Below are 18,908 nucleotides of genomic sequence, written 5' to 3' on the forward strand. Positions count from 1 at the left end.
TTAGGCCAGTAACTGGTCTATTTTTGCCAGGAGGATAAGTTCAGATTTATTCTTCCCTGCGAAAGAACCCGCAATATCCCGGGCGGTTTTCCGGGTTAATTCCTTGATCCGGGGACTGAATAATTCTTTATTTTCCCTGTAGAAGTCGGAAAATTCCTTGAAATGGTCCTGTGGTTCCATTTCTTCTGCCATCAACCAGTCGAATACAATTTCTATCTGGTACGCCGCATCGGAACCGGTTTCATCCACCCCTTCATCTATATCTAACCAGTAGCGCCGGACATCTTTCAGTAAAGCATCGATTTCTTTCGGATGGATCTTTTTATCAGCATTAGCAACGGCATAGAAAAGCCTGCCGAGGTGTTGATAGAGTTCAGAGATAATTTTTTCTTGTTGTTCCATGATTCCTGCTCTAGAATAAATAACTTGATTTATATCACCGGTTGTGGCGATCGTTCACTGCTCCGCTTCTGGCCATTGAGCACCTGGAAAGTCGCTGGTAATCCGATTCGGTCAAGTTCGCGGATCGCCTGCTCCAGGGCAAACTCGTTGCCACAGAGAATGGTCAGTGCCTGCGTATGAAGATCCGAATCAAGGATCCGGACATTCATGATCTTTGAAAGGTTCCGCTGTATCTTCATTTTATCGGAGATCGAGGAAAAATCTTTAACGTGGGCCAATACTTTCATAAGGTAAATATTTTTTGGTCAAGGTAAAGGGCCTATTAATTTTTTACTATGACTGCGATCATGATGATATAATTCCTGGTCGGCCTCTTATTCCGACTGATATAGAAAAAGATGTACATTTATAGTATGCGTGCATTTGAACAAAATGATACTGTTTTCAGGATGCTTTCTGAAGCAATTTCGGAAGGTATCGTGGTAGTTAATGAGAAACAGGATATAGTAGCGACAAATAAAAGGGCAGATCGCCTTTTCCGCTACGAGGTGGGGGAGCTCGAAGGAAAACCGTTGGCGACTATTATTCCTCCGAAATATCATGGCGTTCACAGAGAACATGTAAAAGGCTTCTACCGGCACAATGAACAGAAAAGAATGGCCGAAGGCCGTAGTTTATACGGATTGCGGAAGACCGGGGAACAATTTCCCCTGGAAGTTGGTCTAAACCCTTTTACCTTGCCAGAAGGGAATTATGTATTAGCCCTGGTTTATGATATGACCGAGTTACGCGATAAGGACAGCCAGATCATGGAACTGAATGCCCACCTGGAAGAGAAGATCCAGTTGCGTACCCAGGAATTGAGCAATACGGTAGCAGAACTCCAGAAGGAGATAAAGCGAAGGAAAAAGGCTGAGGCCTTGATCAAGACTGCCCTGCAACGGGAAAAGGAATTGAACGAATTAAAGACCAAATTCCTATCCCTGGTCTCTCACGAATTCAAAACCCCGCTGAGTGGGATCATGACCTCGGCAACCCTGGTAGGAAAATATAAAACAGGTGAACAACAGGAAAAAAGGGAGAAACACCTGCAGACCATCTTCGGGGAAGTTAAAAGGCTGAACAGTATCCTTAATGATTTCCTGTCCATAGAGCGACTGGACCAGGGGAAGGAAATTTACAGGAAAACTCACTTCTCCCTGAGCAAGGTCATTAACGAGGTGGTCTATAATACCAATATGATACTCAAATCCGGGCAGAGTATTAATTTACCTCAGAATATAGATGAGGTGACGCTCTACCAGGATGAGAAGATCTTAAAATTATCACTATCCAACCTCCTTTATAATGCTGCCAAATATTCCCCTGAAGATTCTGAGATTGATCTGGAAGTCGAATTGGACGAAAGTCAAATAATTTTCAGCGTCAGGGATAATGGTATCGGGATTCCTGAAAAAGATCAGAAACATATTTTTGATCGGTATTTCAGGGCAGAAAATGTGCTGCTGACCCAGGGGACCGGTATCGGGCTTAATATCGTTCGCGGTCACCTGAATAACCTTGGCGGATCTATAGATTTCGAAAGTGAACTGAATGTAGGTTCTACCTTTACCATTACATTACCTATAAAGGAGTAAGTCCCTAAGTTCCGCGAGGCAAAAGTGAGATTTGAATTTATTATGTTGCATATTTAAAACAACCAACAATGAAGAAGATCCTATTAATAGAAGACGATCCTGTGCTTCGGGAAACTACGGCCGAACTCCTGGAACTTTCAGATTATTCAGTGATCACGGCTGCCAATGGTAAAAAAGGGATTGATGCTGCTATGAATGAATCTCCGGATGTGATCATTTGTGATATTATGATGCCCGAGATTGATGGTTACGGTGTGCTTAAAGCCCTTTCCGAAGAACCCAGCACCAGGAGGATTCCTTTTGTCTTCCTGACGGCAAAAACGGAACGTAGTGATGTGCGAAAAGGAATGGAGCTAGGGGCGGACGATTACCTGACCAAACCTTTTGAAGAAAGCGAACTGATTGGAGCAATAGAAAGTCGGTTGGCAAAAATGGCTATCCTCAAGGAGCTGGACAGGACTGGTGAAACAGATTCCGCCAATAAGACCCCCAGGACATTACACGAACTTAAAAATCTTATAGACGATGAAGGGAAAGAATTTAGTTTCGCGGCGGGTGAAAGTATATATGTACTGGGGGATAATTCTAACACCGTCTACCTGGTACTGAAAGGAAGTGTAAAAACCTATGTACTGGACGAACAAGGTAAGGAGCTGATAACCGGCATATATAAAGGAGATGATATCTTTGGATTGGTCAGTTTCAGCCAGAATATCTCGTACAAAGACTACGCTACTGCCTTGGAGGACACCGAAGTGGTCGGAATTGCCAAAGAAATGATCAAGGAGGTACTAGTTGCTGACCCCGATCTTGCACTCAGTTTTATGCAGTATCTCTCTGATTCGCTGACCGAAGCAAAAAAACAGCTGTTACAAATGGCCTATGGTTCTGTCCGTAAAAAGACCGCCTCAACCTTACTGCGGTTTGCCGAAAAAATCCCGGGCGATATTTCCGGGGATATCCACGTACTCAGGAGTGACCTGGCCAGCGTCGCCGGGATTGCCACGGAAACCCTGATTCGCACGCTCTCCGGGTTTAAGGACGAAGGCCTGATAGAGATCAAGAACCGGGATATTAGAATCCTTGATAAACAAGCGCTGGAACGGATGAGTTAAACGGAGCTGAGTTGCCAAGCTGGCATCAACTGACATTCCTCATAGGAAGCAGGGAGAAAGGGCGATAATTTTGGAGCATAAATACTTCAATAATCCCTAGGCATGACAAGAATCCTCATCCCGACTGATTTTTCCAACAATGCATGGAATGCCATTTTGTATGGCCTGGAACTCCTTAAAGGTCAGGAATGTGTTATTTACCTATCACATGTTCAGGTACGACCCGTTTTTACTGCAGCAGAAAGCACGGTTACATCTAATTCACTAGAATTACGTGATCAAATACTCAGGGATCGCAAGCGAAACTTGGAAGACCTTGTTCTGCGTATCCGTGATAAGGGGCTTGAGGGGAAGCATACCTTCGCTACTCTGGCCAGTTCGGATTTCTTCGTTGACAGTATTAAATCCCAGGTTGAGGACTATAAGATAGATCTTATCATTATGGGAACCAGGGGTGCTTCCGGGCTTAAGAAAATCACCCTCGGCAGCAATACTGGTAATGTCATTACCAAGGTTAAATGTCCTGTCCTGGTAGTTCCTGAGGATGCAGTTTACGAAAAACTCAATGAAATAGTATTTCCCACGGATTACCAGATCAATTATGACTTAGGAGTTTTAGAGGTGATGGTGGGGCTTATCAGGAAATACCAGGCAAACCTGAGAATTCTTCACATTGCAACCCGCTCTAGGGAGCTTACAGCAGAACAGGAAAAAAATAAAGACCTGTTGCATGAATACCTGAACGGGGCACCCCATTCTTTTCACACCTTGAGGGGTACTTCCATAGAAACTTCGTTACAGTGCTTCATAGAAAGCAGGGATATTCAAATGGTAGTGATGGTAGCCAAGAACCTGAATTTTTTACAACGGATCCTTTTCCGGCCTATAGTGGAAAAGTTCAGCTATCATACGGAAATCCCTTTCCTCGTCCTACACGAATAAATACCGAGATTTTAGATTTTTTTCTTCAAATTTCGCAGGCAGCTGACTTAAATCATAACATTTAGGGGGAGAGAAGAATACTTTTATGGACCAATAATTATGGAACCATGAGAAAAGTAATTATTCCTTCCGATTTTTCTGAGAATGCGTTCAATGCATTAAAGTACGCCTGCCAGGTCTTCAAGTACGAAAAGAGCGAGTTTTACCTGGTGCATGCCTATGCCGATGAAGTATACCAGGATTACTCCGGGACTGATCGGGATGCTTTCGAAAAACGCAAGCTGGAAATAGAGAAGGCAGCAGCGACCCGCCTGCAAAAAGTAGAAGAGCAAATGCACTCCTATGCTCCTAATCCGAGACATAAAGTATACCGTCAAACAGAATTCGGGACATTGACCGATGTGATCAATGACCTCGTAATTTCAATGAATGCCGATGCCGTGGTGATGGGTACACAGGGCCAAACGAACGACCGGAAAATAACCTTTGGAAGTAATACCGTCCAGGTCTTTAAATACGTGCATTGTCCTGTAATCGCAGTACCGGCAAATTACAGCTACACACAGCCAAAGCAGATCCTTTTCCCAACCGACTACATGATCCCCTATAAACGAAGGGAGCTAAAATTACTCTGCAATATGATCGCCTCTTTCAGATCCACGGTCCATGTATTGTATATAGATTCCGTTTCAAAGCTGTCTATGCGACAGGAAGATAACCGCGAGTTTCTCAGATGCGGGCTAGGTAATCCAAATCTCTTTTTTGAGAACTCCAATCTGAAAGATAAGACCCAGGCAATCCTCAAGGCGATCGAGGAACATGAAATCCAGATGCTGGTCATGGTCAATAGTCGCAATTCACACCTGGAAGATATGTTGTATCCATCAACCGTCGATATCCTCGCGCTTAAACTCGAGATTCCTTTTATGGTTTTACAAAACCTGAGTCGTTAACTCTAAATTATCCAGATCATGATGAAGATAATCCTTCCCACCGATTTTTCAGAGAATTCATTCAATGCAATTCGATACGCCTTAAGATTATTTGAAAAGGAAGAAGTCTTTTTTTACCTGCTGCACACTTATACTCCAGCGGTATACCGCCCGGAATACATCCTTGAATTTCCTGGCCAGATAGGTCTTGGTGACGTTCTACAACAGCAGGCCCAGGAAAAACTGAAGGCTGCCGCTGAGCAATTTAAGACAGAGTTCAACAATCCCTTACATACTTTTATTCCCCATGAAGCCTTTAATACCCTCGTGGCGGAAATCCTGGAAATGACAATTAATGAAGGTGCGCACATGGTAATAATGGGCACACAGGGCGCTACTGGTGCCAAGGAGATCTTCCTGGGATCTAACAGTGCCCACGTGGTAAAGAGATCTACCTGCCCTGTATTGTTAATACCGAACGAATTTGAGTTTGAACACCTGACAGAGGTGTTGTTCCCTACCGATTTTGAGATTGCGTATGATAAACATGAACTGTCCCCTATGATAAACCTGGCAAAAATGCAGGGATCCAGTATAGAAATCCTTCACATAGCCACCGGGTACCCCCTTGCGCCGGACCAGAAAAAACATAAAGAACAATTGGAAAAGGTTTTAGCAGATGTTCCCCACTTGTTCCATGAACTTCCTCCATGCGAAATAATTGATGGAATCAACCAGTTCCAGGTAAAGACTAAGGTAAATATGTTAGTGATGATCCGCAATAAACACACCTTTTTTGAAAGGCTTTTTATAGACCCGGTGATCAAGAAACTGGCATTCCACATTAAAATTCCCTTCATGGTAATGCCCCATACTAACCCGGGATGACCGGTGCCTGGAATCCATTTGGCTGACTGACCAAAATCATTGAAACCCATCGTGAACGAATCTATTTTTATATAAACTAATAACATGAGCTTGCCATGAAAAAACGTATTCTCTTACCCACTGATTTCTCTAAGAACTCCCTCAATGCCGCACGGTATGCTCTTGATCTCTATCACGAGCAGGAATGTGACTTTTACCTCCTGAATGTATACCAGCGTGCCTTTTCTACAGCTAATATGAGTGTACCGGAGACCGGTGAACCGGGGTATGAAAGCCAAAGAGAAAAATCCGAGGATGGGCTGCGTAAGTTTGGAGAACGTCTAAAACTGCACGGGGAGAATCCGAAGCACAGGGTACACATGATCTCAACTTTCAATTCGGTCTATAACGGGATAGAAGACAGTATTGCCAAAAAGGACATAGACCTGGTCGTCATGGGGACCAAAGGCGTCAGGGATGTGGAAACCAGTTTGTTTGGGACCATTACAGTAAATGTAATGGCACAGCTTCAAAGCTGCCCTGTACTTGCCGTTCCGGACAATGTTCGTTTTTGCTCCCCCAAGGTTATAGCTTTTCCTACGGATTATAAATCAGAATTTAAAAGAAGGGAGCTGCACTATATGCTGGATATAGCCAGAGATTTTGGGTCTTTTATCCACGTAGTACATATAAAACGTGAGGCCAGTCTCACTAATATACAGGAGAGTAATAAGAAACTGCTGGATAGTATCCTGGATGGGATAGATCACCAATTTCATGAACTGGAGAAACAGCATGTACACCGCGCTATCGGAAAGTTTATAGATGATAACGAATGCGATCTTGTGGCTTTTACAAACAGGAAGCACGGTTTCCTGGCTTCGATATTTGATAAACCCCTCATACAGGAGGCTGGGTACCACTATAAGATCCCAATCCTGGCACTTAACGATCACCGATAAAAATCAATTACCATGAAAAATATAGGAGTTTGGATGGATAAGGAAAAGGCACATATAGTGTCTTTGGAAAAAGGACAAGAAGATTTTAGTACCCTGAGCTCTGAGCTGGAATTCTTTAACCCAAAGGGTGGATCCAGGTCCAAGGTAAAATGGGGCCCACAGGAAGTTGTACAAGATAGCCGATACCTGGAACGGGAGAAACACCAGCTGAATAATTACTTTGACAAGCTGGCAACTGCTTTGAGCGAGGCGGATAGCATCGCCCTGTACGGTCCGGCAGGGACTAACAGGAAATTTTTAGACGCACTGACCAACAAAAGAAAAAGGCTTGCAGATAAGGTGAAAATTGTGGCCACTGCCGACAGTATGACCGAAAACCAATTCAGGGCCCTGGTACGGGATTGTTTCAAGGACTGATCACATATAAATAACCGCAAGCCATGGATGCGCTACGTGAACTCCTGTCCGATCCCACCATTATAAAGCTGATGAAACTCCTCCTTTGGATCGGGATAACGGTAGCGGTCGTCACATTCTTCAGGAGGAGTGCCAGGAAAAGAATAGAGAATACCGTCTTCAGGTATAAGACCCAGAAACTTATCGAGATCCTTGGGTATATCATGATCATTCTCCTGGTGGTAATGTTTGTCACTGTAGACAATGTCCGGGATTACACTATCATTATTGGCCTGTTTACTGCAGGCCTGACTTTTACCCTGCAGGAACTGATCCTGAGTATAGCCGGATCCTTCTATATATTTGCAGTTCGGGTCTATAAACCGGGAGACCGGATAGAAATCAATGGCATCACCGGTGATGTCATAGATATTGACAGCATCTACACCACCCTGATGGAAATCGGAGGTTGGGTAAGCTCCGATAATTACTCCGGCCGGATTGTTAAGATCAGTAATGCCTACGTGTTTAAAGGCCCTATCCACAACTATTCACTGGATTTCCCTTTTGTCTGGGACGAGCTCAATATTCTTATTACTTACGAGTCAGACCTGGAGGAAGCCAAGACGCTGATACTGCACGAGGCTAATGAAATGTTATTGGCGTATACCAGGGCATCTACGGCTAAATGGGAAGAACTGGTAGAGCGGTATTATATAGAGAATGCTGCTTTAGAACCCAGCCTGGCAGTGAAACTGACCGATAACTGGATGCAACTGAACCTCAGGTATATCACGGATTACAAAAGAAGGAGAATGACACAGCAGGATCTTTTTGAACGCATTGAATCGGTTTTCAAAGCAAAAGGACAAGCTGTTTATTTCGCATCCACAACTCTGCAGCTCCTGAAGATCCCGGAGGTGGATGTACGGATGCATACTCCCCAAACCTGACCGAAATCATTCCCGGGCTTACCCTCATACTGTAGATTTAAACATTAAACTATTAAGTATGGAATCCTATTCGGCACCGGCCCTCCCTTCTAAATTAGCCATTTTGGACCAAGAGTCAAGAACATGGAACTCGAAGATCAGGTTTACTGAGGATGAGTTGATATTTATCGATCAACTTCTTAATTCCTACGTATTTGAACCCAATACACCGAATCTGTTCGAGCGGCTCTCGGAATACCAGCATCGGTTAAAGCAGCTCATCGAAATCAAGGACGATCTTCAGCAAATGATCAGGGTACACACTCCAAACCTGGGTGAACTTCTGGAGTGCAAGGATCAAACTTGTGAAGATGCCATCATCTTGGCGCATACCGAATTAGGCACAAAAGTGGATCATTATATATCGGTGCACGAGAACTTAAAATCAGAGATATTTAATTATGCCGGGGGGATACTCAAAAAGCGAAAAGCATGATGCCGCTCCCAGTAAATTAGAGGATTATCCAAGCACAGGTGAAGTATAAAATAACAGAACGCCATGAAAAGAAAAGTAATTGCAATACAGGAATGGTTAGACCCTGACTCTTTACACCAGGAGACAAGGTCATGGATTTCTGTGATTGAGTTCATCGGAGACGAACAGCGGTTCCTGAACGAACTGGTAAAGGATTTTACGATAGAACTGACCCAATCTTCTAATTTTGAATCCTCAAAACGTACAGTTTCTGAGCTTCTTTCCCTTGAGAGTGAACTAGTGGTCATGAAAGAGAAGGTGCAATTGCACGGAAACCAACTTAAGATCATGACAGATAAGGTAGACCAGCTCGAAATGGAAAGCGCCTACCTGAAAACCCATAAAAAATTGTCATCTCAGTATACGGCGTACATGCAAAAATACCGGGAATTCAAAACAGGTTTTTTTAAGATGATAACAGATCAATTAAAGCAAAGAAAAACAAAGAAACTCACCCCATGAAAAGATTCTCCATAGTATTTACCCTGTTTCTAATCCTCTTCAGTTCCGGATGCTCATCCACCAGTCTGGTGAGCAGCTGGAAGAACCCGGACATCGTATTGTTTGATGCCTACAAAGTTCTTGTGGTCGGAATGACCCAGAATGAACGGGCACGGCTCCTGTTCGAGACGAATATGAGGGATGAGTTTACCAAAAGAAATGTTGAAGCGATGAGGAGTCTTGATGTGTTCGATGTCGCCTTTACCAACTCGGCCCGCTCGGAAGAGGAATTGGATGAAGTGGAGGAGCAATTGCTCGATAAGGATTTTGATGCCATTTTGTTCACCAAGGTTGTGGGATACGAGAATAAAAGAAGTTTCAGGGAACAGGTCCTGGACTGGGAAACTTACATGGAAGGATTTAAAGAGGATTATAACTCTAACCAGGGCATCTATTTCAAGAAGGATTATTACCAGGATTACGATGTTTACTATGCAGAGACCTCGCTTTATTGTATCTGTGTGGGGAAAGACAGAAAACTTATCTGGAGAGGTACCATAGAGATCACTGATCCAAAAAATGTTGAGAAGGTTGTGGATGACTATATTCAACTGGTCGTATATGCCTTACAGGAGCAAGATCTTATAATCAGGAAAAAAACCGAAAATGAAACTACTAGTCTTTAGCGCCAAGGAATTTGAGAAACCCTTTCTGTACAAGGCCAATCAAGAGCGGTTCACCATGCATTTTACAGAGGACGCCCTCGACACCCATACGGCGCAGAAAGCGGTAGGTTACGATGCGATCTCTATCTTCTCTGGTGATGATGCTTCCTTACTGGTCCTTGAAAAATTACATGACCTCGGAGTAAAATATATTGCTATCAGGGCCGCCGGTTATAACAACATCCACATTAAGGCAGCTAAACGAATTGGTCTGAAAGTTGCCAACGTCCCGGAGTATTCTCCCCATGCCATTGCAGAGCACGCTACAGCCTTGTTACTCGCACTGGCCCGGAAGATCGTCCAGGCTGACCGGCAGGTGCAGAAAGACAACTTTTTACTGGATGAGCTGATGGGTTTTAACCTTCACGGCAAGACCATTGGCATCGTGGGAACGGGACGGATAGGTACGGTAATGGCAAAGATCATGAACGGATTTGGATGCCGGATACTTGCCCATGACCCGGTCCCGAATAAAAGCCTTTCAGAGCTTGATCTTGTCAAATATGTTTCAATAGAGGAACTATGTAAGGAGTCTGATGTGATCAGTCTCCACATCCCGCTGACCTATGAAAATTTCTATTTCTTTGATAAGGAAAAGCTTGGATGGATGAAACCATCTGCCATCTTGGTGAATACTGCCAGGGGCGCGGTCGTACAGACCAATGTCCTGATAGAGGCTCTGGAACGCGGACAGATTGCAGGCTATGCTGCAGATGTATATGAAAAGGAAAGAGGCCTCTTTTTCCGGGATCATTCCGGTAAAGGAATCAGTGATGAACGATTCAAAAAGCTGCGGGAACTACCCAATGTTCTGATTACCCCGCACCAGGCATTTGTTACAGAAGAAGCGTTGAAGAATATTGCGGAAATGACCATGGAAAACCTCTCAGCCTGGGACAAGAATCTGCCATGTAAAAATGAATTAGGTAAAGAGACCATGATGTCATAGGACAGGGGCAAAGACCCTTGCCATTCCTTCTTTTAATCGCTCTGACACAGGTCTATGTATAAATTTCTGATAGGACAATTCCCTTGAGCCCTCGCAATCTTCCTCAAAATCCTTCCTGAGGTCTCTGCTGAATGCGTTGTCGTAAACCAGCGCATTAACTTCATAGTTATGCTCAAAGCTCCGGGCATCTATATTGGTGGTTCCGATAGTCGCAATGTCATCATCACTGACAATGATCTTACTGTGCAGGAACCCCTGGGGAAACATAAATATCCTGATCCCCGCCCTCAGCATGGATTCCAGGTAAGAATGTACGCTCCAGTAAACCACTTTGCTATCACTCTTCTCAGACATAAGCAGCCTGACGTCAACCCCACTGAGCGAAGCAACCTGCAATGCCTTAAGAATTTCCGGGGTAGGGATGATATAGGGATTGGTAATGTAGATATACTTCCTGGCCGAATTAATCAGGGACAAGAAAACCTGTTCTATATTGGGGTAAATGTCATCCGGCCCGCTGTATACGGTTTGCACCACTACAGAGTTTTTATTTTCCCTGGTTTGCCATTTGGGAGCCTCTATCCCTGGCTTTTTTCCTGTTACCATGATCCAATCCATCTCGAAGACCATGGCGAGCTGCCAAGCCGAGGGACCGGTAATCTGCAGGTGCATATCATGCCATAGTCCAAGCGGTTCTGTTCCCTTCAGGTATTTATCAGAAATATTGATCCCCCCAGTAAATGCAATGATCCCGTCCACTACAATGATCTTCCGATGGTTACGGTAATTGATCGAAGAAAGGAAACGTGAAAATTTAAAGGGCAGGAAAGGATACACCTCTACGCCTATAGCCCTGAGTTTTTTTCGGTAAGATGAACTCAGGGAGTAGCTGCCTACCCCATCATAGATCAGTCTTACCTGTACACCTGCGGTGACCTTTTTTTCAAAAAGCTGGAGCAATCTATCTGTCAGTAACCCCTCTTCAAAGATGTAATATTGGAGGTGAATATACTTTTCAGCTGCCTGCATCGCTTTAAAAATGGCATTAAAAGTAAGCTCCCCGTTCTTTAGATACTTTACTTCGTTCCCGCGGGAAGGGGGGAATGCACAAGTATTGTTGATCAGTTGCATCAGTTTCCGGTACTTGTCAGATTCACCGGGTAAAGTTGGATCTATGTAGGAATGAGGTAAGGTGAGCGACCTTTTTTTAAGTTTAGCTAGTACATTTTTACGATGATTCCGCCCCAGCATCCAGTAGAATAATACGCCGCCTACAGGGATGGTGAAAATAGCCAACAGCCAACCGAGGGTTTTGGCAGGTCTCACCCCATTGATCAGCAGGCTGAAGACCAGGAATAAGGCTACCAGGCTGTACAGGATAATAACAGAGACTATTAACATCTGAACTCGTTTAGAATTTAAAGGTAATTCTTAGAATATTTTATGAGGATGATTACTGTCAGCTCTATTATTTTCTACGTCAGGTAATATTTAATGCCATTTCGGCCATTTGGGTGTAAGATCGTTCCCGCTCTTCCTGGGGTGCAGCCACCCCGCTTACCAGGGAATCTGAAATAGTAAGGATAGCCAGGGCCCTAACCCCGTATTTGGCGGCAAGCGTATAAAGCCCGGCCGCTTCCATTTCTACGCAGAGGACACCAAAGTCTGCCCATAGCTTGTAGTCATCCGGGTCATCCGGGTAAAATTCGTCGGCGGTAAGTACATTTCCCGCTTTTATGGGAATGTCTTTTTCCTTTGCATAAAGGGCAGCTTTCATCAGTAGTTCAAAATTGGCTGTAGGGGAGTAATCTGCATTGATGAACCTGGAGTTATTGATCCCTGAAGTGGTGGATGCTGCCATTGCCAGTACCAGGTCCCTCAGATTCACATCTTTTTGGTATGACCCGGCGGTCCCTATCCTGATGATGGTGTTCACCCCGTACTCATTGATAAGCTCATGGTAATAGATCATGGCCGAGGGAATACCCATCCCACTGCCCTGGACGGAAACCGGTTTCCCCCTATAGGTCCCGGTATATCCCAGCATTCCCCGGACCCTGTTGTAACAGACCGCGTTTTCGAGAAAAGTTTTGGCGATCCATTCAGCTCTTAATGGATCCCCCGGCATTAGTACCGTAGGGGCTATATCCCCTTTGACAGCAGCGATATGTACACTCATTATACGTATATTTAATTGGGCCAATGGATGATCCTAGCCGGAATTGCGAAGGATAAGTCCTGGTTGTGTAAAGTCTCAAGGTATTGTTTCTGTCCCGATCTCTTTATGATTTTTCTCAGCCATTTACCGCAGTTCCCAGGGCTGATACAAATCATGGTTTAGTTCTTATTATAATTTGATTTTTACAGGACCACCGATGCTGTTTAATGCGAAAAAGGTGTATATATGAAGCATACAGAACCTTTAGAGATTGTAAAATCTACCGGTGACAGGAATACCTTTTCCCTGGAAAAATTAAAGCGGTCCCTGGAGAAGTCGGGCGCCGGTCCCGCGATCGTCAGCGAAATTCTACACAAAGTTCAATTAGAATTGTACCCGGGTATCACTACTGCAGAGATCCACAAAAAAGTACACAACCTCCTGAAAAAAGAAAAGTCGGCTTATGCTTCAAAATATAAACTTAAGAAAGCCTTGTACGAACTGGGACCTACAGGTTTTCCTTTTGAACAATTCATAGCTGAGGTCCTTACATATTCGGGCTACAGTACAAGTATCAATAAAATTGTTGAAGGACGATGTGTGTCTCATGAGGTTGATATTGTTGCAAACAATGAGGGCAGTACCATAATGGTTGAGTGTAAATTTCACGGAGACCGGAAGAAGTACTGTAATGTAAAAATACCCTTATATATTGATGCGAGGTATCGCGATATAAGGGCCGTTTGGGAGCAGACCCCGGGAAGAAAGCCACTCCGGGAAGCATGGGTGGTGACCAATACGAGGTTTACTACCGATGCCATAACTTACGGAACATGTACCGGGCTCTACCTTCTCAGCTGGGATCATCCCTATGATCATGCTTTAAAGGACAGGATCGATGCGCTGGGTCTTTACCCCATTACCGTTTCCGACCTGCTAAGTAACCGGGAAAAACAGTTTTTATTAAGCAGGGAGGTTGTATTGCTGCGTCAATTGAAGAAAGATACCTTCTACCTGGACCACCTGGAGGTTTCCCCCGAACGAAAAGAAAGGATCATGGAGGAAATAGAAACGTTATGCCCCCAGGAGCAAGAGTCATGACCACAGTAAAGATACATTTCCTGGGAGCGTCGGGAACCGTTACCGGGTCCAAATACTTGCTTCAGACACCGGAATTATCAGTAATGGTTGATTGTGGGCTTTTCCAGGGGAAAAAAGCTCTGAGAGAGATGAACCGGAAAGAATTACCGGTCAGAGCCGGGGAAATAGACCTGGTATTGCTGACACATGGACATTTAGATCATACCGGTTACCTGCCGCGACTGGTAGCACAAGGATTTCGGGGCAAGATCATTGGAACAGGCCCGTCACTGGCTATTGCGGAGATCATACTTAGAGATACGGCAAAGATCCAGGAAGAGGAAGCGGAACAGGCCAATAAGGAGGGATACTCCAGGCACCAGCCTGCATTACCCCTTTACGACCTCCGGGATGTGGAGCTCACCCTGGAATTGTTTCAACCGAAACAATTTAAAGAGTGGTATCCCCTGGCGGATGGTACACGTGCCCGGTTCATGCCTGTCGGACATATCCTTGGGGCGGCATTCATAGAGCTGGAAATTAAAGGAAAGCTGTTTGTGTTTTCCGGTGATATCGGACGCGACTCGGACTTACTCCTGGATCCGCCCGAAAAACCTCGATGGGCAGATTACCTCTTCGTGGAAAGTACTTATGGGGATAGGCTGCACCCCGTGGAAGATATAGATGAAATCCTTATCAGTAATGCAAAAAAAACCATTGAGAACAGGGGGACCCTAATCATTCCATCTTTCGCCGTTGAGCGTTTCCAGTCACTTATGTACAGGTTATGGAAGCTTTACGACTCCGGCAGGTTACCAAATATTCCCATATTTATTGACAGCCCGATGGGCGTTAATGTACTGTCGGTTTTTGAAAGATTTCCCGGGTGGCATAACTTATCAGCAGGAATAATTCGGGCCATGCGCGACAGGATGAAGTTCATTGGCTCTTTCAGGGAAACCTGGGAGACCATAGATGATCCAAGACCTAAGATCGTAATAGCAGGAAGCGGGATGCTGACCGGCGGGAGGGTGCTGACCTACCTAAAACAACTGATGGGCCTCCCGTCGACAACACTTCTGCTGGTCGGTTTTATGGCCGAAGGGACCAGGGGCCGGAGGTTGTTGGAAGGGGAGAAGGAGCTGAAGATCTTTGGTAAGTTTTATGAGCTGAAAGCCGAAGTTGTGCATGTTGAAAGCTTATCGGCCCATGCCGATCAACAGGAGCTGTTACAGTGGCTGGAAGGGGTTAAGAATATCCCGGAAAAAGTCTTCCTGGTCCATGGGGAAGAAGAGGGACTGGAGGGACTGAGCACAGCGATCAGGAATGAATTCGGATGGCAGGTGCACATCCCTGTTCTCAACGAAGTGCGCGAACTTTATTGGTAACGTATCATTATCTGTACCGGGAAACGAGCTATAATTTCTCCCCGAATGAAAGGTCCCCGGCATCACCAAGACCAGGTACTATATAGCCTTTACTGGTGAGTACCGGGTCTATGTCTGCGATCCACAAGTGGGTATCTTCAGGAAAGCGTTTAGAAACATAAGACACCCCTTTTTCTGAGCCGATGACGGAGAGTAAATGAATTTTCTTAGGCTGACCATGACTTTTAAGGGCCCGGTATACATTCTCCAGCGTCTTACCGGTTGCCAACATAGGGTCTGCTAACAATAAAATTTTGTCTTGCAGGTTAGGAGCGGCAAAATATTTTACGATAACCTCAAATTCATCTGTATCATCAGGATGGTGACGATAGGCAGATATAAAAGCATTTTCGGCCTTATCCAGGTAATTCAAAAGACCGTGATGCAAGGGTAGTCCGGCCCTGAGTACGGAACAAAGTACCAATGGATCGGAATTCAGCCGGACTTCTTTCTCACCAAAAGGTGTCTGGATGAGCTGTTCCTGGTAGGAAAGGCTTTTGCTGAATTCATAGGAGAGGATCTCACCGATCCTTTCCATATTACGTCTGAATCGCATGGAATCTTTCTGGACCTCCTGGTCTCGTAATTCTGCCATGAAACGGTTGAGGAGCGAGTTCTTCTTATTGAGGTGATGTACGATCATGAGGTAGATGATTTAAACTAAAGATACATACTTTAGACAAAGGCAGTAGTCGATTTTCTGATGCATTACAGAGGATCGGCTGTTTCCGGACAACAGGGGAAAAGGTAAAAGGATAACGGATTAACAGATCCATAAATTAAAAATGTTTCTGTTTTTATGAGGTATTGAGAGACCTCAATGAGTAACTTTGAGTAACATGAACAAGGTAATAACATTCACAGTAAATCCTGCCCTGGATAAAAGCACCTCCGTAAAAGGAATGAAACCACACAGTAAACTGCGCTGTGCGGAGCCTGTGGTGGAACCCGGTGGCGGTGGCGTAAACATCTCTAAAGTTATCAAGGAACTTGGGAGTGACTCGCTCTGTACCTACCTGGCAGGAGGGCCCACGGGCTTACAGCTGAAAAACCTGTTGTCTTCTGCCAATATTCTGCAGCAGATTGTTGGCATAGAAGGATGGACCCGTGAAAATATTGCCATAACCGATAATGCAACCGGTTTGCAATACCGTTTTGGAATGCCGGGGCCCAAGGTTATTGAGCAGGAGTGGCGGCAGTCCCTGGTGCACCTGGAAGGTATCCTGATGGAAGGTGATTACCTGGTGGCCAGTGGCAGCCTCCCTCCGGGGGTTCCCGACGATTTTTACCGGAATCTTGCTTATCTGGCCAAAGCAAAAGGGGTGCGATTTATTCTGGACACCCACGGGGAACCATTGCGACTGGGTGTAGAAGCCGGAGTTTTTATGCTTAAACCTAACCTTGCAGAACTCAGTACGCTCTGTGGGGTTGAGCGATTAGATTTCCCGGAACTGGAAGTAAATGCCCGGAAGTTCATGGAAGATGCCCAATGTGAGATCATGGTGGTTTCCCTCGGGCCCCAGGGAGCCCTCCTGGTGACTGCAGAACAGAGCGAACGTATAATCGCGCCAACGGTTAAAACTAAAAGTACAATAGGAGCAGGGGATAGCATGATGGCAGGGATGGTGCAATATCTTTCCCTGGGCAAAAGCTACCGGGAAATGGCCCGGTACGGGGTAGCCTGCGGAACTGCCGCTACCATGACCCCCGGAACCCAGCTTTGCAGGAAAGAAGATGTAGAAACCCTGTACCGCTGGATCAATGCACATCCCGGGAATAAAAAAGCCATCCGAACCGATTCCTAGTTCCTGTAAGTTTACCGGAATTGCCCTATACATTATCCGTTTGCTTCACCAGCATCCTGTTGGTTAGATGAATGTGTCAATATTTGACTTCTTTCCATTCAACAAAAAAACTTTTTTTTATCAACTTGAAGCTGCTTCCCGGATTACCCGGGCTACGCTATTAGTTTTTCAGGGTAGCCCCATGTGGGAAGAATATTATTAACCTTAAAACAATTACCTATGAATTCTACCTACGAATCATGTATAGAAGCCTGCCGGCGCTGCCTGGAAGAATGCCAGAATTGTTTCAGCAAAATGGTAGGAAAAGAAAGTGCGAACGACTGTCCTGAATGCTGCGTGCAATGCATAGATGCCTGTCTAATTTGTATAAAATTACTCATCTCAGACAGTAAGTTCGCTGCTAAATACTGTGAACTTTGTGCGGAAATGTGCGAATGGTGCGCCGAACAATGTGGGGAACACGATCATGAACACTGCCAGAAATGTAAAGAAGCATGCCTGGAGTGTGCAGTGGCCTGCAGGAGAGTGGCGTAACGAGTATTTTCTGTCTGGTGAGAAAAAGAATGTTAAATCTTTTTCCGCGTCAATGTTCAAATTCTTCAAGGTCAATTCTGGTTCTCAGAACAGGTAACTTAGATATAGTTCTCAAATTAATTATGAACTTAAATCAGAACCTATGAAAACACTAGAAGATTTATTTGAACACCAGTTAAAAGACTTATATAGCGCAGAAAACCAGTTGATATCTGCTTTACCTAAAGTAATTGGCCGCGTAAGCGACTCAAAACTTAAAAAAGCAATAGAGGATCACCTGGAGGAAACCAAGGAACAGAAAAAACGCTTACAGGAGGTATGTGAAGATCTCGATATTTCACCCAGTGGTGAGAAATGTAAAGCGATGGAAGGCCTGATTAAGGAGGCTGATGAGTTTTTGGAAGAAGCAACCGATTCAGATGTGGTAGATGCCGGTATTATCGCCAATGCCCAGCGCATTGAACATTATGAGATCTCCGGTTACGGAACGGCAGTCCGGTATGCCAAAGAACTTGGGCATATAGAAATTGCACGTGTATTACAGACCACCCTGGACGAGGAATATGCTGCGGATAATAAGCTGGATGACCTGGCGGAAAACAGGCTGAATCAAAAGGCCATGGATCACTCTTAGGAGTGAAATAAAGGAGAAAAGACCTTAAACCTGTTGTAGGATAGCGTACTGTTATCCCGGGTTTAAGGTTTTTTTTAGCTATAACGCATTAATACTTAAGACAATGTTAATCTTCTAAATGAGCTAAAAATGCAGAGGTAATGGATTACTTTCTGCGTAGATTAAATCCTACTTTAGAATTGATTATCATATGTATTATTAACCTTAAATCTACAGCTATGAATGATGAGCAATTAAAAGGGAAATGGAACCAGCTGAAAGGAAAGCTAAAACAGAAATATGGCAACCTTACAGATGATGACCTTACCTATTCCGAAGGGCGATTCGACGAGATGTTCGGCCGGATCCAGGAAAAAACCGGGAAAAGGAAGGATGAACTGAAAAGGGAACTTGAAAGCTATTAGAACCCAAATTCCTGAATTCAGTTGATAGGGA

General features: G+C 44.6%; 23 protein-coding genes. 18 read left to right on the forward strand and 5 right to left on the reverse strand.

From position 1 onward, the window contains the following. Positions 1-402: a hypothetical protein gene (locus CLV82_RS07800; RefSeq protein WP_133643758.1), complete on the reverse strand. Its 402-nt coding sequence runs from the start codon at positions 400-402 to the stop codon at positions 1-3. A 29-nt stretch (positions 403-431) separates the two neighbouring features. Then, positions 432-689 carry a hypothetical protein gene (locus CLV82_RS07805; RefSeq protein WP_133643759.1) on the reverse strand — a complete coding sequence of 86 codons (258 nt, stop codon included), beginning with the start codon at positions 687-689 and terminating at the stop codon, positions 432-434. Between the two features lie 126 nt (positions 690-815). Here CLV82_RS07805 and CLV82_RS07810 point away from each other — a divergent pair, with 126 nt between their 5' ends. From CLV82_RS07810 to CLV82_RS07865, 12 genes are all read left to right on the forward strand, one after another. Further along, positions 816-2,039, forward strand: coding sequence for a sensor histidine kinase (locus tag CLV82_RS07810; protein ID WP_133643760.1), 1,224 nt, complete (start codon positions 816-818; stop codon positions 2,037-2,039). 68 nt (positions 2,040-2,107) lie between these two features. Further along, complete coding sequence (locus CLV82_RS07815; protein WP_133643761.1) at positions 2,108-3,154, forward strand: response regulator; 1,047 nt, start codon at positions 2,108-2,110, stop codon at positions 3,152-3,154. A 102-nt stretch (positions 3,155-3,256) separates the two neighbouring features. Further along, positions 3,257-4,096, forward strand: coding sequence for a universal stress protein (locus CLV82_RS07820; protein ID WP_133643762.1), 840 nt, complete (start codon positions 3,257-3,259; stop codon positions 4,094-4,096). Positions 4,097-4,203: 107 nt separating this feature from the next. Continuing rightward, positions 4,204-5,049 (forward strand): universal stress protein, encoded by an 846-nt coding sequence (locus CLV82_RS07825; protein ID WP_133643763.1) that lies wholly within the window; start codon positions 4,204-4,206, stop codon positions 5,047-5,049. An 18-nt stretch (positions 5,050-5,067) separates the two neighbouring features. After that, positions 5,068-5,916, forward strand: coding sequence for a universal stress protein (locus CLV82_RS07830; protein WP_133643764.1), 849 nt, complete (start codon positions 5,068-5,070; stop codon positions 5,914-5,916). A gap of 95 nt (positions 5,917-6,011) precedes the next feature. Continuing rightward, on the forward strand, positions 6,012-6,857 hold the full coding sequence (locus CLV82_RS07835) for a universal stress protein (RefSeq protein ID WP_133643765.1): 846 nt from the start codon (positions 6,012-6,014) through the stop codon (positions 6,855-6,857). Positions 6,858-6,869: 12 nt separating this feature from the next. Next, complete coding sequence (locus tag CLV82_RS07840) at positions 6,870-7,274, forward strand: hypothetical protein (RefSeq protein ID WP_133643766.1); 405 nt, start codon at positions 6,870-6,872, stop codon at positions 7,272-7,274. Positions 7,275-7,297: 23 nt separating this feature from the next. Continuing rightward, complete coding sequence (locus CLV82_RS07845) at positions 7,298-8,206, forward strand: mechanosensitive ion channel family protein (RefSeq protein ID WP_133643767.1); 909 nt, start codon at positions 7,298-7,300, stop codon at positions 8,204-8,206. A gap of 58 nt (positions 8,207-8,264) precedes the next feature. Beyond that, positions 8,265-8,681, forward strand: a complete 417-nt coding sequence (locus CLV82_RS07850; RefSeq protein WP_133643768.1) for a hypothetical protein — start codon at positions 8,265-8,267, stop codon at positions 8,679-8,681. A 63-nt stretch (positions 8,682-8,744) separates the two neighbouring features. Further along, the gene (locus tag CLV82_RS07855; RefSeq protein WP_133643769.1) at positions 8,745-9,182 is read left to right on the forward strand and encodes a hypothetical protein; all 438 of its coding nucleotides are present in this window, start codon (positions 8,745-8,747) and stop codon (positions 9,180-9,182) included. Next, positions 9,179-9,847 (forward strand): hypothetical protein, encoded by a 669-nt coding sequence (locus CLV82_RS07860; protein ID WP_133643770.1) that lies wholly within the window; start codon positions 9,179-9,181, stop codon positions 9,845-9,847. The genes CLV82_RS07855 and CLV82_RS07860 overlap by 4 nt, the downstream gene beginning before the upstream one ends. Continuing rightward, the gene (locus tag CLV82_RS07865) at positions 9,828-10,835 is read left to right on the forward strand and encodes a 2-hydroxyacid dehydrogenase (protein ID WP_133643771.1); all 1,008 of its coding nucleotides are present in this window, start codon (positions 9,828-9,830) and stop codon (positions 10,833-10,835) included. The genes CLV82_RS07860 and CLV82_RS07865 overlap by 20 nt, the downstream gene beginning before the upstream one ends. Here the strand turns inward: CLV82_RS07865 and cls are convergent. Together cls and deoD are read right to left on the reverse strand one after the other, a co-directional pair. Next, positions 10,830-12,236, reverse strand: coding sequence for a cardiolipin synthase (gene cls / locus CLV82_RS07870; RefSeq protein ID WP_133643772.1), 1,407 nt, complete (start codon positions 12,234-12,236; stop codon positions 10,830-10,832). The two genes, CLV82_RS07865 and cls, sit on opposite strands and share 6 nt — an antisense overlap. A gap of 79 nt (positions 12,237-12,315) precedes the next feature. Continuing rightward, a complete protein-coding gene (deoD, locus tag CLV82_RS07875; RefSeq protein ID WP_133643773.1) occupies positions 12,316-13,014 on the reverse strand; it encodes a purine-nucleoside phosphorylase in 699 nt (232 codons plus the stop codon). 225 nt (positions 13,015-13,239) lie between these two features. Here deoD and CLV82_RS07880 point away from each other — a divergent pair, with 225 nt between their 5' ends. Further along, the gene (locus tag CLV82_RS07880) at positions 13,240-14,094 is read left to right on the forward strand and encodes an ATP cone domain-containing protein (RefSeq protein ID WP_133643774.1); all 855 of its coding nucleotides are present in this window, start codon (positions 13,240-13,242) and stop codon (positions 14,092-14,094) included. Then, a complete protein-coding gene (locus CLV82_RS07885; protein WP_133643775.1) occupies positions 14,091-15,461 on the forward strand; it encodes an MBL fold metallo-hydrolase RNA specificity domain-containing protein in 1,371 nt (456 codons plus the stop codon). The genes CLV82_RS07880 and CLV82_RS07885 overlap by 4 nt, the downstream gene beginning before the upstream one ends. A 28-nt stretch (positions 15,462-15,489) precedes the next feature. Here the strand turns inward: CLV82_RS07885 and upp are convergent, their stop codons facing one another. Further along, positions 15,490-16,143, reverse strand: coding sequence for a uracil phosphoribosyltransferase (gene upp / locus CLV82_RS07890; protein ID WP_133643776.1), 654 nt, complete (start codon positions 16,141-16,143; stop codon positions 15,490-15,492). 196 nt (positions 16,144-16,339) lie between these two features. Here upp and CLV82_RS07895 point away from each other — a divergent pair, with 196 nt between their 5' ends. The 4 genes from CLV82_RS07895 (at position 16,340) to CLV82_RS07910 (ending at position 18,877) form a co-directional block, all read left to right on the forward strand. Beyond that, positions 16,340-17,305, forward strand: a complete 966-nt coding sequence (locus CLV82_RS07895) for a 1-phosphofructokinase family hexose kinase (RefSeq protein ID WP_133643777.1) — start codon at positions 16,340-16,342, stop codon at positions 17,303-17,305. A gap of 219 nt (positions 17,306-17,524) precedes the next feature. Beyond that, complete coding sequence (locus CLV82_RS14715) at positions 17,525-17,839, forward strand: four-helix bundle copper-binding protein (RefSeq protein ID WP_166636684.1); 315 nt, start codon at positions 17,525-17,527, stop codon at positions 17,837-17,839. A 142-nt stretch (positions 17,840-17,981) separates the two neighbouring features. Next, a complete protein-coding gene (locus tag CLV82_RS07905; protein WP_133643778.1) occupies positions 17,982-18,473 on the forward strand; it encodes a YciE/YciF ferroxidase family protein in 492 nt (163 codons plus the stop codon). 218 nt (positions 18,474-18,691) lie between these two features. After that, positions 18,692-18,877, forward strand: coding sequence for a CsbD family protein (locus tag CLV82_RS07910; protein ID WP_133643779.1), 186 nt, complete (start codon positions 18,692-18,694; stop codon positions 18,875-18,877). Positions 18,878-18,908: the final 31 nt, after the last annotated feature.

This window comes from Zeaxanthinibacter enoshimensis, from assembly GCF_004362865.1.
GTDB classification, from domain to species: Bacteria; Bacteroidota; Bacteroidia; order Flavobacteriales; family Flavobacteriaceae; genus Zeaxanthinibacter; species Zeaxanthinibacter enoshimensis.